A 14,938-nucleotide genomic window follows, 5' to 3' on the forward strand; every position below is an offset into this window, starting at 1 on the left:
CCGTGTGGCGGGGGTTCAGCCGCGGTCGGCGACCGGGCGGCCCGCCATCGCCTGCTCGACCCACGCGCGCAGCACGTGGGCGGGTGCCGCGCCGGCCTGGCGGGCGACCTGCTCGCCCCGGTCGAGGACGAGGAGGGTCGGCACGGCCTGTACCTCGAACCGGCGGCTGAGCCGTGGGTTCCTGTCGACGTCGACCTTGACGAGCTTGATCCGTCCGGCGAGGTCGCGGGCGACCTGTTCGAGGGCGGGGCTGACCATGCGGCAGGGGCCGCACCAGGTGGCCCAGAGGTCGACGACGACGGGAACGGTGGCCCGCTCGGCCACCTCGGCGAAGTCGTCGTCGCCCGCGTCCACCAGCCAGGGCAGCGGCTGCTTGCAGTGGCCGCACCTGGGCCGTCCCTCGGCGGCCACCGGGATCCGGTTGCCGCGCCCGCAGTTCGGGCAGGCCACCGTCGTCGTCCGGGTGGTGTTCACGCCGCCTTCGCCTCCCAGGCCTCGTCCCGGCCGTCGTAGGTGACGACCAGCTCTCCGTGCTCGGCGTCGACGCGCACCGTGGCACCGTCCTGGACGTCGCCGCGCAGCAGGGCGCGTCCGACCAGCGTCTCGACCTCGTGGGAGATGTAGCGCCGCAGCGGCCGGGCCCCGTACACCGGGTCGTAGCCCTGGTGGGCGATCAGCTCCTTGGCGGCGGGCGTGAGTTCGACGGTGATGCGGCGCTCGGCGAGGCGTTGCCGCAGCTCGTCGAACTGGAGCTCCACGATCCGCTCGATCTGCCGCTCGCCGAGCGGCTTGAACAGCACGATGTCGTCGACGCGGTTGAGGAACTCCGGGCGGAAGTGTCCGCGCAGCTCGCCCATCACCAGGGCGCGGGCCTCGGGCTTGATCTCACCCTCGGCGGTGGCGCCGTCGAGGAGGTGCTCGGAGCCGATGTTGGACGTCATGATGATCACGGTGTTGCGGAAGTCGACGGTGCGGCCCTGGGCGTCGGTGATGCGGCCGTCGTCGAGGATCTGCAGCAGGGTGTTGAAGACGTCGGTGTGCGCCTTCTCGACCTCGTCGAACAGCACGACCGAGTACGGCTTGCGGCGTACGGCCTCGGTGAGCTGGCCGCCCTCCTCGTAGCCGACGTATCCGGGCGGGGCGCCCATGAGCCGACTGACGGTGTGCCGCTCCTGGTACTCGCTCATGTCCAGCCGGACCATGTTCTCCTCGGAGTCGAAGAGGGCCCGGGCCAGGGTCTTGGCCAGCTCGGTCTTCCCGACGCCGGTGGGGCCGAGGAAGATGAACGATCCGATGGGGCGGCGGGGGTCGCGGATGCCGGAGCGGGCGCGGATGATGGCGTCGGCGACGAGCTTGACCGCCTGTTCCTGGCCGATGACGCGCTCGCGCAGGATCTCGTCGAGGCGCAGCAGCTTCTCGCGTTCGCCCTCCTGGAGGCGGGCGACGGGGACGCCGGTCCAGGCGGCGACGATCTCGGCGATCTCCTCCTCGGTGACGACCTCCCGCAGCAGCCGGTTCTGCCCCTGCTTGGCGGCCAGTTGCTCCTCCTCCGCGGCGAGGCGGCGCTCCAGCTCCCGGAGGCGGCCGTAGCGGAGTTCGGCGGCGCGGTTGAGGTCGTAGGCGCGTTCGGCCTCCTCCGCCTCCAGGCGGACCTGCTCCAGTTCCTGGCGCAGCTCCTGCACGCGGCGGATCGCCTGCCGCTCGGCCTCCCACTGGGCGCGTTTGGCGTCGGCCTCGGTGCGCAGGTCGGCCAGTTCCCTGCGCAGCTCCGCCAGGCGGGCCTCACTGGCGGGGTCGGTCTCCTTCGAGAGGGCGGCGTCCTCGATCTCCAGGCGGGTGACGCGGCGGGTGATCTCGTCGAGTTCGGCGGGCATGGAGTCGATCTCGGTACGCAGCCGGGCGCACGCCTCGTCCACGAGGTCGATGGCCTTGTCGGGCAGGAACCGGTCGGTGATGTAGCGGTGGCTGAGGGCGGCGGCGGAGACCAGCGCCGTGTCCTGGATCCTCACCCCGTGGAAGACCTCCAGGCGTTCGCGCAGTCCTCGCAGGATGGAGACGGTGTCCTCCACGCTCGGCTCGTCGACCAGCACCTGCTGGAAGCGTCGTTCGAGGGCGGCGTCCTTCTCGATGTGCTTGCGGTACTCGTCGAGGGTGGTGGCGCCGATCATGTGGAGTTCTCCGCGCGCGAGCATCGGCTTGAGCATGTTGCCCGCGTCCATGGCGCCTTCGGCGGCGCCCGCGCCGACGACGGTGTGCAGTTCGTCGACGAAGAGCAGGATGCCTCCCTGGGCGGCCTTGACCTCGCTGAGGACGGCCTTGAGGCGTTCCTCGAACTCACCGCGGTACTTGGCCCCGGCGACCAGGGAGCCCATGTCGAGGGCGAACACGATCTTGTCGCGGAGTCCTTCGGGCACGTCGCCGCGGACGATCCGCTGGGCGAGGCCCTCGACGATGGCGGTCTTGCCGACGCCCGGGTCGCCGATGAGGACCGGGTTGTTCTTGGACTTGCGGCTGAGGATCTGGGTGACGCGGCGGATTTCGGCGTCCCGGCCGATGACCGGGTCGAGCCTGCCGGTCCTGGCCTCCACGACCAGGTCGCGGCCGTACTTCTCCAGGGCCTCGTAGGCCACTTCGGGGTTGGCGGAGGTGACGCGCTGGTTCCCGCGGACCTGGGTGAGCGCGCTCAGGAAGGAGTCCCTGGTGATGCCGGCCTCTCGGAGCAGACGCCCGGCCCCGGTCGAAGAGCCCTCCTCGGCCAGGGCGAGCAGCAGGTGCTCCACGGACACGTACTCGTCCTTGAGCCGCTTGGCCTCCCGTTCGGCGGCGTCGAGCAGGCGGGTGAGGCGCCGGGTGACGAAGACCTGGCCGGGAGCGGCGCCGGGCCCGGTGACCTTCGGGCGGCGGGAGAGCTCCTCGCGCACGGCCGCGCGCAGCGCGCCCGGCTCGGCGCCGGCCTGCTGGAGCAGCCTCGGGATCAGGCCGTCCTCCTGGTCGAGGAGTGCGAGGAGCAGGTGTTCCCCGTCGACCTCGGTCTGCCCCATGCCAACGGCCACGGTCTGGGCCTGCTGGAGGGCTTCCTGGGACTTCTGGGTGAGACGGTTCATGTCCATGGGGGGTTTCCACTCCTCGTGCCGCGCCCTCGCAGGGCGGCTTCGAGCAGGCTGATGCGGTCGAGCAGGTCGAGCACCAGGCCGATCGATGCGTAGTTGAGGCAGAGTCCGGTACGCAGCCGCTGGATGCGGGCGAGCACCGCAGGGGCCGTGGGGTCGAACACCAGGTGCCCCGCGGCGTCGCGGTCGGCGTCGACCAGCCCGAGGGCGACGAACCGGCGGATCAGGTCGGGGTGCAGGCCCGAGAGACGGGCCACGGCGTCCAGGGAGAGCCTGTGGACGGGCACGAGCGCGTACCGGACGGTGGTGGCGGCGGTGGGGCCGTCGCCCGTGCGTACCGGGCGGTCGCCCAGGCCGGGCCGGCCGGTGCCCGCCGCTCCCGAGGGTCGGTCCTTCATCGCGTCCTCCTGGGGTCGAACGGGGAAGTGGCGGCGAGCTCCTCGAACAGTTCGCGCTCCCGGTCGCCCAGGGTGGGCGGCACCATGATGCGGAGTTCGGCGTACAGGTCGCCGTCGGCGCCGCGCGGGTTGGGCATGCCCTCGCCGCGCAGCCGCAGCCGCCGGCCGCTGGACGAGCCCGCGGGTACGGTGACCTTGGCCGTGCCGCCGCCGGGGGTGGGCACCGGCACGGTCGCGCCCAGGGCCGCCTCCCAGGGGGTGACCGGTACCTGGACGTGGACGTCGCGGCCGTCCAGCCGGTACTGCGGGTGGGGCCGGATGCGCACCCTGAGGTAGAGGTCGCCCCCGGGTGCGCCACCGCTTCCCCGGCCGCCCTCCCCCGCCAGCCGGATGCGCTGCCCGTCGGTGACGCCGGGCGGCACGTTGACCTCGTACCGCCGCGGCTGTCCGGTCGGCCCGGCCAGCGTGACGCTGCGGCGGCCGCCCGTGAACGCCTCCTCCACGGTGAGCGGCAGCTCGGCCTCCTGGTCGGCTCCCGGGACCCCGCCGCGGGCGGCGCCCGCTCCGAAGAGCGAGCCGAACAGGTCCTCCATGTCGACGCCGTCCGCCCCGAAGTCCCCGCCGAAGCCGGTGCCGTAGCCGCCGCCGAAGCCGGTGCCGTACCGGACGCGGGGGCCGCCCGCGCCGGCCGCGACGCGTTCGTCGAAGTCCTCGGGGATCCTGCGGAAGTCCTCGCCGAAGCGGTCGTAGCGGGCCCGGGTCTTCGGGTCGGACAGGACGCTGTACGCCTCGTTGAGGTCCTTGAAGCGTTCCTCCGCCCCCGGGTCCCTGTTGACGTCGGGGTGGTTCTTGCGGGCGAGCGTGCGGTACGCCCGCTGGATCTCGTCCTGGCCGGCGGTCCGCGGTACGCCCAGCACCTCGTAGAAGTCCCGTGCCATGGCCGGTCACTCCCGTTTCGCGACCGTCACGGCGGCGGGTCGGAGCTGCCGCTCGCCGTCCCCGTAGCCCGGCCGCAGCACGTCGACGACCGTGCCGGGCGGGGCGTCAGGGTCCTCGACGACGCCGATCACCTCGTGCCGGGCCGGGTCGAACGCGATGCCGGTCTCCGCGTGCCGCGGGTAGCCGAGCAGTTCGAGGACGTTCACCGCCTGGTCGCGGACCGCCTGGACGCCCTCCACGATGGCACCGGGGTCGGCGCCGGCATGGGTCAGGGCGAGTTCGAGGTTGTCCAGGACGGGCAGGAGGGCGGCGGCCGTCCGGGAACGCTCGGCCGTCCGCTCCCGCTCCAGCTCCCTGGCGTGGCGCTTGCGCAGGTTGTCGAGGTCGGCGAGGGCGCGCCGCCAGCGGTCCTGCAGTTGCTCCAGCTCGGCCGTGTACCCGTCCTCGGGCGGTGCGGGGCCGCCGGCGGAGGGGCCGGCGGTGCCCTCGGCGGCCGGCTCGGTGCGCTCGGGCGGTACGGCCGCGTCGGGTTCCCCGGGGTGGATGGGCATGGCGGTTCCTCAGTCCTTCGCGAACTCGGCGTCGATCACGTCGTCCTCGTCGGCACCGCCGCCGCCGCTCGTGGGACCGCCGGCGGCGGGGTCCGGCCCGGGGCCGCCCGTGTCGGCGGCGGCGCCCCGGTGGGCCGCCAGCCCGGCGAGCAGCTGCTGGAGTTCGGAGGCCAGGGGCCGCACCCGCTCGACGCCCGCCTCTTCCTTGACCGCCGCCCGGGCGTCGGCGACCAGCATCTCGGCGCGGGCCCGTTCGTGCGCGGGGGCCGCGTCGCCCAGTTCCGCCAGCCGCTTCTCGACCTGGTAGGCGACGGCGTCGAGCTCGTTGCGGGCGTCGACGGCCTCGCGGAGTGCCTGGTCCTGGCCCTGGTTGCGCTCGGCCTCCTGGACCATGCGTTCGACCTCGCCGCGGTCCAGGTTGGAGCTTTCGCTGATGGTGATGCCCTGCTCCTTGCCGGTGTCCCGGTCGCGGGCCGTGACGTTGAGGATCCCGTTGGCGTCGATGTCGAAGGTGACCTCGACCTGTGGTTCGCCCCGCGGCGCCGGCCGGATGTCGGTGAGCTGGAACCGCCCCAGCACCCGGTTGTCGGCGGCGAGCTCGCGCTCGCCCTGGAGGACGACGATGTCGACGGCGGGCTGGTTGTCCTCGGCGGTGGAGAAGGTCTCGGAGCGGCGCACCGGGATGGTGGTGTTCCGTTCGATGATCTTCGTCATCACGCCGCCGCGCGTCTCGACGCCCAGCGACAGCGGGGTGACGTCGAGCAGCAGGACGTCCTTGACCTCGCCCTTGAGCACTCCGGCCTGGATCGCGGCGCCCAGGGCCACGACCTCGTCGGGGTTGACGCTCATGTTGGGTTCCTTGCCGCCGGTCAGCCGGCGGACGAGGGCCTGGACGGCGGGGATGCGGGTGGAGCCGCTGACGAGGATGACCTCGTCGATGTCGCTCTCGCCGACCTTGGCATCGGTCATGGCCTGCCGGACCGGTCCGAGGCAGCGCTCCACCAGGTCGGCGGTGATCTGCTCGAAGGTGGACCGCATGACCGAGTCGGTGAGGTGCTTGGGTCCCGAGGCGTCGGCGGTGACGAACGGCAGGCTGACCTGCGTCTGCGTCACCGAACTCAGTTCGGTCTTGGCCTTCTCCGCCGCCTCGAAGAGTCGTTGCAGTGCCTGCGGGTCCTGGCGGAGGTCGATGCCGTTCTCCTTCTGGAAGTCGTCCGCGAGGTGGTCCACCAGGCGCCGGTCGAAGTCGTCGCCGCCGAGGTGGCTGTCACCGGCGGTGGACCGCACCTCCACGACGCCGTCACCGACGTCGAGGATGCTCACGTCGAAGGTGCCGCCGCCCAGGTCGAAGACGAGGACGGTCTCGTGCTGCTGCTTGTCCATGCCGTACGCCAGGGCCGCGGCCGTCGGCTCGTTGATGATCCGCAGCACCTCCAGCCCGGCGATCCGGCCGGCGTCCTTGGTGGCGGTGCGCTGGGCGTCGTTGAAGTACGCGGGCACCGTGATGACCGCCTCCGTGACCCGCTCCCCCAGCTGCTTGGAGGCGTCCTCGGTGAGTTTGCGCAGCACCTGGGCGCTGATCTCCTCGGGCGCGTACAGCTTGTCGCGCACCTTGAAGCGGGCCGCCCCGCCGTCGCCCTCGACGACGTCGTACGCGACCGCCCTGGCCTCCTCGGAGATCTCGTCGAAGTGCCGGCCGATGAAGCGCTTGGCCGAGTAGATGGTCCCCTTGGGGTTGAGGATCGCCTGGCGCCGGGCCATCTGGCCCACCAGGCGCTCGCCGGTGTCCGTGAAGGCCACCACCGACGGTGTCGTGCGGTTGCCCTCGCTGTTGGGCACCACGGACGGTTCGCCGCCCTCCCACACGGCGATCACCGAGTTGGTGGTACCCAGGTCGATGCCCACTGCCTTGGCCATGAGACTTCTCCTCCCAGCCGTGCCGCCTCGCCCCCGCCGGTGCCCGCGGATGCTTCCGGGCCCTGTCCAGCCTCACCGGCCGGGTGGCCCCGCGCCTGCACTTGGCGGGACGGAAACGCCCGGCCCCGCTGGCCCCGGGAGTGCGAGAGGGAAACATCCGGACATCCCGGATGAGCCGCCCCCGGGTGGGTAGACGGCCAGACGATCGGCTCCCCCGGACTCCATCGGCTCCCCGGGGCTCCGGGGAGAACGGAGTGGACTCATGGCCGGCAGCGGGGCACACCACGGGTACGGCCGCCGCTCCGACCGGGAGGGCCTCCTCCGGCCGGACGGCGCCGGGCGGCGTCCGCTCAGGCACGGGCAGGGAGACGGGGAGAGCCACGGGGAGGACCGCGGGAAGGACCACGGGGAGGACCGCGGGAAGGACCACGGGGCGGACCGCACCCGTCCGCCACGGTCCCGGTCGGCCGGGCCCTGAACCGGCTGGAGCTGCTGTCCCGCGCCCTGTTCGCCGCCCCGGACGAGGGCGAGATCCTGCGCCTGGCCCTGCGCCACGTCGCCGCCGCCGGGCCCTACCGTGCCGAAGCCGGATACCTCGACAGGGACGGCGACCTGGCCCCCGGTCCGGGGAACGGTCGGCCTCCCGCCGCCTCCGTGGACCGGAGGGTCCGGGAGCTGGAGGGGCAGGACGGCCCCGTGACCGTGCCCGGCAGGCCCTGGGGCCGGGCCCTGGCGCTGCGGGGGCCGGCCGGACTCCACGGGTACCTCGTGGTGACGGCCCCGGCCCGGCCCACCGGCACCCAGCGGTCCCTGCTCGCCCTGCTCGTCCGGCACACCGCCGCCGCCCTGTCGGTCGCCGTCGCGCAGCGCCGCCGACGCGAGGACGCGCTGGAGATCCACCGGGTCGGGGAGGAGCGCGCCACGCTCCAGCGGCAGCTGGTCTCCGTGCTGGCCGAGCTGGGGTACCAGCAGGCCGTCCACGCGCTGATGGCCGACATCGCGGCCTCCGGCGGCGGCGCGGAGGCCGCCACCCGCGCCCTGCACGAGCTCACCGGGCTTCCGGCGCTGGTCGAAGACCGCTTCGGCCGGCTGACGTCCTGGTCGGGCCCCGGCCGGCCCGACCCCTACCCGGAGCCGGACCCGGTGCGGCAGAACGACATGCTGCACGCCGTCGCCCGGCAGCTCGGGCCCGTACGCATCAGGGACCGGCTGGTCGCCCTGGTCCGCCCGCACGGCGAGATCCTGGGCGTGCTGGCCCTGGTCGACGCGTCGGAGCAGGCCGACGAGCACACCGTGTTCGCGCTCGAACACGCCGCGGCCCTGCTCGCCCTGGCGCTGGCGCACCTGCGCCACGTCGCCGAGGTGGAGCTGAGGCTGCACCGCGAGCTGGTCGACGACCTCCTGGCGGGGACCGACGCGGCGAGCGCCTACGCCCGGTCCGAGGCGGTCGGACACGACCTGCACCGCAGCAACTACGTCGTCGTCGTGGAGTGGTCGGACCGGACCGCGGACGACGCGTTCGCCCGGACCGTGGGCCGGGCGGCCACCGCCGTCGGCATGCGCTCGCTGCTGACCCGGTGCGCCGACCGGATCGTCCTGGTCGTCGACGACAGGCCGCACGCCCGCGCGCTGCACGAGGCGCTCGCCCGGGAGACCGGAACACGGTCCGGGACGATCGGGGTGAGCGCCCCCTGCGACTCCGTCCCCGACATCCCCCACCGCTACCAGGAGGCGCAGCGCGCCCTCGAAGTACGCCTCCATTCCCGCGAGCGGTACGGCACGACGTTCTTCGACGAGCTCGGCCTGTACCGCATCCTGGGACCCGGCGCCGATCACCAGGAGCTGGAGGCGTTCGTCCACGAGTGGCTCGGGCAGCTCATCGCGTACGACTCCCGGCACCACGCGGCCATGGTGGAGACCCTCTCCCGCTACTTCGACTGCGGCGGCAACTACGACGAGACCGCCGCCTCCCTCGCCATCCACCGCAGCACGCTGCGCTACCGGCTCCAGCGCATCCGCGAGATCAGCGGCAACGACCTCGCGGACGTCGAGGACCGGCTCAACCTCCAGGTGGCGACCCGGGTGTGGAAGATCGTGCTGGGCGGCCGCGGCCCGGCACAACCCGCGCCTCCGGGCCGGTCCGCCGAGCCTCCCGGGGAGGGTGCTCCGCCCGGCCGGCCCCGCACCCGACGGTGACCCGCCGACGACCGGCGCCGGGATCCCGGTCCCCGCGCGGTCGGCACGCGCGACCGTCCCGCCGGAACCACGTGCCCGGGTGGCTCCGGACGTCGCGGCCGGCACGGGCTGTTCCGGCCGGCATCCACGCCGATCCGCTGCTCCGGACGCGACTCCGAGGCGGTGCCACGACGTGGGCCCCTGGGACGAGCCGACCCCCGAACAACAGCACCGCTACGCCCGCTACATGGAGGTCTACGCGGCGATGCTCCACCTGAGCGTCGCGTTGCCGGGGCCGTTGTGGTTCACCAGGGTCGAGTACTGCTCGTACCGCATGATGGTGGTGCACATCCGGCCACGGACTCGTCCTTCCCCATCCGCGGCCGGCCCGGTCAAGCGGGCTCGGGACGGCCGTGATCGCGGGCGAACTCGCCGAAGACCTGGCGTGTGCTCCCCTCGGTGCGCAAGAAGCGGTCGTCCAGGATGACGGCGAGGTCGTCCAGGGCGGCGCGGAGAACGGCTGCCGACATCCTCACGTCGGGGTGCCGTGCGACCGATGCCTGGTCCGCCAGATTGACGGCGCCCGTGACCTGGCCTGCCAGTGAGATGTGGTCGTCGCCGTCCTGGAAGTAGTAGGACTCGGCATATTGCAGGAAGTCCACGGAGATCACGGACACGTCTGCTGCCAAGCTGTCGAGAATCGCAGCGCCGGCGTCGGCATCCAGTTGCTCCGTCGTGGGACGGGTGCGGACGAGGTGTGAGATCCGCAGCGCGAGAGCGCGGCGGCGGGCCAGAGCCGGGAAGATTCCCAGGGTCCAGGCCACCGTCGCGCTCAGCAGGGCGAAGCCGACCAGGGCTTCCATGGGCGCGACGATCCGCAGCCAGCCCACGGCCGGCGCGATGTCACCCAGCCCCAGGGTCGAGATGTGGACCAGGGACACGTAGACCGCATCCGGGAAACCCGCGTGATCGGCCGGCTCCAGCCCGGGCGCGTAGGTGAAGGCGTGCGGCATGTGGGGCCAGTAGACGAGGGCCCAGCCCACGACGGCCGTCAAGGCCCATGTGGCGACGACTGCCGCCATGCCGACCGGTGCGGCGAGCCCGGCGGCCCGGTGCCGTGCAGACACTTTCGACAGGCGCCACAGGACGGTCATGATCACACGGCTCAGGCCACCGTGGCGCGTAGGGTGCCACAGGGTGTGGAACACGTCCCGCAGAGCGATCAGCACCAGCGCCACACCCAAGACGGTCGTCGCCCAGGCCATCCCACATCACTCCTGACTGTCCGGCCTCCAGTGGCTGGGCGGACGTCACGCCGCCCTTCTCCGCCGGGAGCGCTCACGCCCTTCGTCCCCACAGGCGGAGGGCGCACCACCGCCGGAAGCCTGCCTACCAGCGGGCCCCGCCGAGGGTACGGCGGCTCGCCGAACAGCCACCCCGGGCATCAGGTCCGCCGCCCGGTCCAGCAGTTCGGAAGTCGAATACAGATGGGCGGGAGCTTTACGTGCGCCTCGCAGGTGCCTCTGCGGTTCTGCTGGTTCGCCCTCCCCTTCCATGAAAAGGACGCCCGACTCCGCGACGAGTCAAGCACGGACAAGTCTGTGTCACGCGCGCGTGGTGACCCGTTCGCGCAGGTTGTGGAACTGGCGGGTCTGCATGACGAAGTGAGCGGGCTCCCAGAACAGCAGGTCAGCGGACCGGGTGAACGGCCGTGGCCGGCTTCGGCCTCGTCCCCGGACCACGAGGCGGGTTTGGCCTCCGGGAGCCGGTTCGAGGTGAAAGCCCCACAGCGAATCGACGTACGCCCTGGGCAGGGGTTCGGACCGGATGTCGAAGCTCCGGCCGGTACGCAGATCCACGTCTGAGCGGAGCACCAGGGTTCGGTCCGGCACGAGGAGGGCGACGGTGAACCAGGTGTGGCCACTGGACACCGCAGGGAGACGTTGCCCCTCTTCCAGGCTCTGCCAGTCGGGGACGATACGGCGCGCGCTCGGCCGTCCGCCGTTGTCCAGCCGGTCCCAGCTGTACCAGCCGCCGCGGTTGCAGCCCATCTGGACCAGCCAGGGCCAGACTTCTTCGGGAGGCGCGGGCAGGGTCGTTGCCATGATCGACGAGCTGCCGGTATCGGGGATGAGGTCGTCACCTGGGTAGGTGCGCACGACTTCGTCGGGGTGGCGCCCCAGGTCAGCAGCCGTGGCCGTACGAGCAGTACATAACCGGCCAGTGCACAAGTCACCGCACTGAGTGAAGTCCGCCCAGGTTTGAGACCATTCCTGCCCATAGGATCGAGCGTCACTCGCCCGGCTCGGTGCGGCAAGCGGGGGCAGCCGGGCGCTGCGGTAGGGGTGTCTGTCAGGCAGGAGCGCCGCCGCGGGCGAGGCGACACATGGGTGCGGGCCGGCGTGTCGGAGCCGGCGCACACAGGGGGGATCGGTCCGCTCTCCCGCCACGGGAGCACGTCGTTGCCGCTGACGTCGTATTTGTCGCCGAGCGAGACGAACGCCGAGACCCCGATGCCCAGTCGGGACAGTCCGGCCGGCAGGGCGATGCCCACGCCTTCGGACTGAACGGCGACGCCGGCGGTTCCCGGACCGGGGAGGTCGGCCGCGAAGCCGGCATCCAGGCGAACGTCGTCCTCGGTGGCGCGTCCGACGGATCCCGGGGCGCCTTCCGGGCCCGACCACGACGACATCCGGTCGGACTGGTCGGACGGACACGGTCGCCCCATCCGCGAGAAGTGCGTTGGCGAACGCATCCGCCTCCTGACCGCGGATTCCCGCGGCATCCGGGCACGGCGCCGACGACACCGCTTCAGCCTGGGCCACTCGGACCCTCCGCCTGGCCCACAGAGCCCATGCGCGGGCACGTGATCGGGGTGCTCATATGGAAGAAGAGTTCGACCCGACCTGCCGTGCACCGTCGGGCGGCGGCAGGATCCACGACCGAACGCGGCGAAGGAGCCGGTCATGCCCGCATCCCGCTACACCGTCAGTGACGTCATGACGCACACCGCCGTCGCCATCGGCCGCGAAGCGTCTTACAAGGAGATAGTCGAACTGATGCACGAATGGAAGGTGAGTGCGGTCCCTGTCCTGGAGGGTGAGGGCCGCGTTGTGGGAGTCGTCTCCGAGGCGGACCTGCTGCCCAAGGAGGAGTTCCGCCGCGAGGAGCCCCACCTGCCGGACCAACTGGAGGAAGCCTCCAAAGCCGTCGGCGTACTCGCCGAGGACTTGATGTCGAGCCCGGCGGTCACCGTCCACCCGGACGCCACCATCGCCGAGGCGGCCCGCATCATGGCCCGCAAGCACGTCAAGCGCCTGCCGGTGGTGAACGGCGTGGGCATGCTGGAAGGGGTGGTCAGCCGCAGCGACCTCCTGAAGGTGTTCCTGCGGCCGGACGAGGAGCTGGAGGAGGAGATTCGCCAGGCCGTGCTGACCGAACTCGTACCCGGCGTGTCCATGGACTTCTCGGTCCAGGACGGTGTCGTCACCCTTCAGGGACCTCTGCAGGACCGCGCTCTGATTCCCCTCCTGGCACGGGCCATCCGCGCCGTCGAAGGGGTCGTCGACGTCCGGATGGAGCTCGACGGAGCAGGCTCGGCCACGGCATAGGCCCACGCGCCGGCGCCGCACGGGCCGGCATCGCCGGCCCGCCGGTTCGAGGATGAGTATCGCCCTCCTGTTGAGACAATTCGGGTGGAAGCGTGCACAGCATGGTGCGGATCAGGCGGTGAACATGTCCGACGTACCGGCTGCCTCCGCCGAGGCGCCGATCAAAGTGTTCCTCCTCGACGACCACGAGGTTGTCCGACGGGGGCTGCGCGACCTCCTCGACGCCGAGGCGGACATCACCGTCGTAGGCGAGGCGGGCACCGCAGAGCAGGCAATGGCACGCGGCCCGGCGCTGCGCCCGGATGTCGCGGTTCTCGACGTACGACTGCCCGACGGCGACGGCATCACCGTCTGCCGGGAGCTCCGCTCGCGGATGCCGGACCTGGCCTGCCTGATGCTGACCTCGTTCGACGACGAGGAGGCCCTGCTGGACGCGATCATGGCTGGTGCCGCCGGGTACGTCCTCAAACAGATCAAGGGGGCCGACTTGGTTTCCGCCGTACGGATGGTCGCCACCGGCCAATCCATGCTCGACCCCGCCACCACCGCCCGGCTGATGCACTCCTTGCGCGACCCGGAAGCCGCCAAGTCCCCCGAGGACGCCCGGCTGGCCGCCCTCTCCGAACGGGAACGGGCTGTCCTGGAACTGATCGGCGGCGGCCTCACCAACCGCCAGATCGCCAAGCAGCTCTACCTGTCCGAGAAGACCGTCAAGAACCACATCTCGCGCCTCCTCGGAAAGCTCGGCGTCGAACGCCGGGTCCAAGCAGCGGTGATCGCAGCGCAAGTCCACGACGAGGGGCACCAAGGCGAGAGCCCCTCCCCGACACAGTGACCGACACTCAACGACACGCGCCGTGCTCGCTGCGGCCCCGTCTGGTGATGTGCCACAGCATGCACCGGAAGCCGCCCTTGCCGCTCACTCGCCACGCTCGTTGGGCTGTGCGGGGATCCGGGCCGGTCAGCCCCCGCCAGGGACCCGGTCGGCCCTACCGCCACCTCCGGGCTCCACTCTCGGATGACGGCCTGACGGCGACGCCTGGCCGCAGGAGCGGAAGGAGAACACGGTGAGGCACAGGGAAGTGGGCGAGCTGATGACCCGCGAAGTCGTCACGGTCCCGCGGCACGCCACCTTCAAGGACATCGTCCGCACGCTCGCTGAACACAAGGTTTCCGCGGTGGCGGTCACCGACGCCGCCCGACACCCGCTCGGCGTGGTCTCCGAGGGCGACCTGCTACCGAAGCCGGCCGACCAGGGAGATTGGTTCCGCTCGCTGCCGCGCCCCGAACCCTGGGAAAACGACAAGGCCGCGAGCACCAAGGCGGAGGAGCTCATGTCGGCGCCGGCGGTCTGCGCACGGCCGGAGTGGACTGTGGCGGAGGCCGCTCGGCTCATGGAGAGCCAGCACGTCAAGCGGCTGCTGGTCGTCGATGACTCAGACGTCCTCGTGGGAATCGTCACCCGCGGCGACCTGCTGCGGATCTTCCTGCGCGACGACGACGCCATCCGGCACGAGATCACCGGGGACATCCTCGACCGAACCCTCCACGTGGACCCCTCGACCGTATCCGTCGAGGTGCAGGACGGGCAGGTGACTCTGCACGGCGTGGTGCGCTTCCGAAGCCTCATCCCCGTCATGGAGCGGCTGTGCCGCACCGTCGACGGCGTCGTGCACGTCACCGAGCAGCTCTCGTGGGAGACGGACGACACGGGTACAGGTCGCTGACCCCGGCCAGGGGCACGTGACCTCGTCGGCGCACGATGTGGGCCCACAGGCTGCCGCCAGGACCCCGAGGGCCGTGCGGCCCCACCACGGGGGCACCCGCCGGCAGAGCGCCTTCGCAACATCAGCCGACCCGCCACTTGGCGCCCTCTTCGCGGTCATGACTTCTCTCCCGGCTCCGGGGCCTGGGGGCGCTTGACTGGGATGCTGCGGCGGCTGGCCGGGGGTTCAGCCTCCAGCGGTACGCGGACGGTGAGGATGCCGTCCTGGTACGAGGCCTCGACCCCTTCGGCCGGGATCTGGCCGGGCAGGCGGACGCTGCGGCGGAAGGATCCGTAACGGAACTCCGAGTGGTCCTTGTCCTCCGTGCTCTCGGTGTGCTCGGCGCTGACGCTGAGGGTGTCGCCGTCGACGGTGATCTCGACGTCCTTTTCGGGGTCCAGTCCCGGCATCTCGGCGCGGAGCGTGTACGTGCCTTCGTCGCTGGTCACCTGCTTCCGGAACCGGGGACCC

The 14,938-nt window shown here is 71.9% G+C and carries 13 protein-coding genes and 1 pseudogene; 4 read left to right on the forward strand and 10 right to left on the reverse strand.

Annotated elements, in window-relative coordinates:
- Positions 1-15: 15 nt before the first annotated feature.
- The 6 genes from trxA to dnaK are packed head-to-tail and all read right to left on the reverse strand — an operon-like array spanning position 16 to position 6,915.
- Positions 16-474 carry a thioredoxin gene (trxA, locus tag ACIQUR_RS00400; RefSeq protein ID WP_403656164.1) on the reverse strand — a complete coding sequence of 153 codons (459 nt, stop codon included), beginning with the start codon at positions 472-474 and terminating at the stop codon, positions 16-18.
- Positions 471-3,110, reverse strand: a complete 2,640-nt coding sequence (gene clpB, locus ACIQUR_RS00405; protein ID WP_403656167.1) for an ATP-dependent chaperone ClpB — start codon at positions 3,108-3,110, stop codon at positions 471-473. The genes trxA and clpB overlap by 4 nt, the downstream gene beginning before the upstream one ends.
- Positions 3,101-3,508: a chaperone modulator CbpM gene (locus ACIQUR_RS00410; protein ID WP_403656170.1), complete on the reverse strand. Its 408-nt coding sequence runs from the start codon at positions 3,506-3,508 to the stop codon at positions 3,101-3,103. Before ACIQUR_RS00410 ends, clpB begins: the two co-directional genes overlap by 10 nt.
- Entirely contained in the window at positions 3,505-4,446 is a 942-nt protein-coding gene (locus ACIQUR_RS00415; protein ID WP_403656173.1) for a DnaJ C-terminal domain-containing protein, read from the reverse strand. Before ACIQUR_RS00415 ends, ACIQUR_RS00410 begins: the two co-directional genes overlap by 4 nt.
- Positions 4,447-4,452: 6 nt before the next feature.
- Positions 4,453-4,998 carry a nucleotide exchange factor GrpE gene (locus ACIQUR_RS00420; protein ID WP_403656176.1) on the reverse strand — a complete coding sequence of 182 codons (546 nt, stop codon included), beginning with the start codon at positions 4,996-4,998 and terminating at the stop codon, positions 4,453-4,455.
- Between the two features lie 9 nt (positions 4,999-5,007).
- Positions 5,008-6,915, reverse strand: a complete 1,908-nt coding sequence (dnaK, locus tag ACIQUR_RS00425; protein ID WP_403656179.1) for a molecular chaperone DnaK — start codon at positions 6,913-6,915, stop codon at positions 5,008-5,010.
- 474 nt (positions 6,916-7,389) lie between these two features.
- On the opposite strand from dnaK, the gene ACIQUR_RS00430 reads away from it, so the two are divergent.
- Positions 7,390-9,111 (forward strand): PucR family transcriptional regulator, encoded by a 1,722-nt coding sequence (locus ACIQUR_RS00430; RefSeq protein WP_403657907.1) that lies wholly within the window; start codon positions 7,390-7,392, stop codon positions 9,109-9,111.
- A 371-nt stretch (positions 9,112-9,482) separates the two neighbouring features.
- On the opposite strand, the gene ACIQUR_RS00435 is transcribed toward ACIQUR_RS00430, so the two are convergent.
- The 3 genes and pseudogenes from ACIQUR_RS00435 to ACIQUR_RS00445 all read right to left on the reverse strand — a co-directional run.
- Entirely contained in the window at positions 9,483-10,355 is an 873-nt protein-coding gene (locus ACIQUR_RS00435) for a potassium channel family protein (RefSeq protein WP_403656182.1), read from the reverse strand.
- 339 nt (positions 10,356-10,694) lie between these two features.
- Positions 10,695-11,249, reverse strand: coding sequence for a hypothetical protein (locus tag ACIQUR_RS00440; RefSeq protein ID WP_403658043.1), 555 nt, complete (start codon positions 11,247-11,249; stop codon positions 10,695-10,697).
- 278 nt (positions 11,250-11,527) lie between these two features.
- Positions 11,528-11,740, reverse strand: a pseudogene (locus tag ACIQUR_RS00445) (acyl-CoA synthetase); the annotation flags it as partial.
- 316 nt (positions 11,741-12,056) lie between these two features.
- On the opposite strand from ACIQUR_RS00445, the gene ACIQUR_RS00450 reads away from it, so the two are divergent.
- The 3 genes from ACIQUR_RS00450 to ACIQUR_RS00460 all read left to right on the forward strand — a co-directional run bounded on the left by ACIQUR_RS00450 (position 12,057) and on the right by ACIQUR_RS00460 (position 14,428).
- On the forward strand, positions 12,057-12,701 hold the full coding sequence (locus ACIQUR_RS00450) for a CBS domain-containing protein (RefSeq protein ID WP_403656185.1): 645 nt from the start codon (positions 12,057-12,059) through the stop codon (positions 12,699-12,701).
- A gap of 124 nt (positions 12,702-12,825) precedes the next feature.
- On the forward strand, positions 12,826-13,536 hold the full coding sequence (locus ACIQUR_RS00455) for a response regulator (protein ID WP_403656188.1): 711 nt from the start codon (positions 12,826-12,828) through the stop codon (positions 13,534-13,536).
- A 232-nt stretch (positions 13,537-13,768) separates the two neighbouring features.
- Positions 13,769-14,428, forward strand: a complete 660-nt coding sequence (locus tag ACIQUR_RS00460) for a CBS domain-containing protein (RefSeq protein ID WP_403656190.1) — start codon at positions 13,769-13,771, stop codon at positions 14,426-14,428.
- A 155-nt stretch (positions 14,429-14,583) separates the two neighbouring features.
- On the opposite strand, the gene ACIQUR_RS00465 is transcribed toward ACIQUR_RS00460, so the two are convergent.
- On the reverse strand, positions 14,584-14,916 hold the full coding sequence (locus tag ACIQUR_RS00465) for an Hsp20/alpha crystallin family protein (RefSeq protein WP_403656193.1): 333 nt from the start codon (positions 14,914-14,916) through the stop codon (positions 14,584-14,586).
- Positions 14,917-14,938: the final 22 nt, after the last annotated feature.

Source organism: Streptomyces sp. NPDC101132 (assembly GCF_044759225.1).
GTDB lineage: Bacteria > Actinomycetota > Actinomycetes > Streptomycetales > Streptomycetaceae > Streptomyces.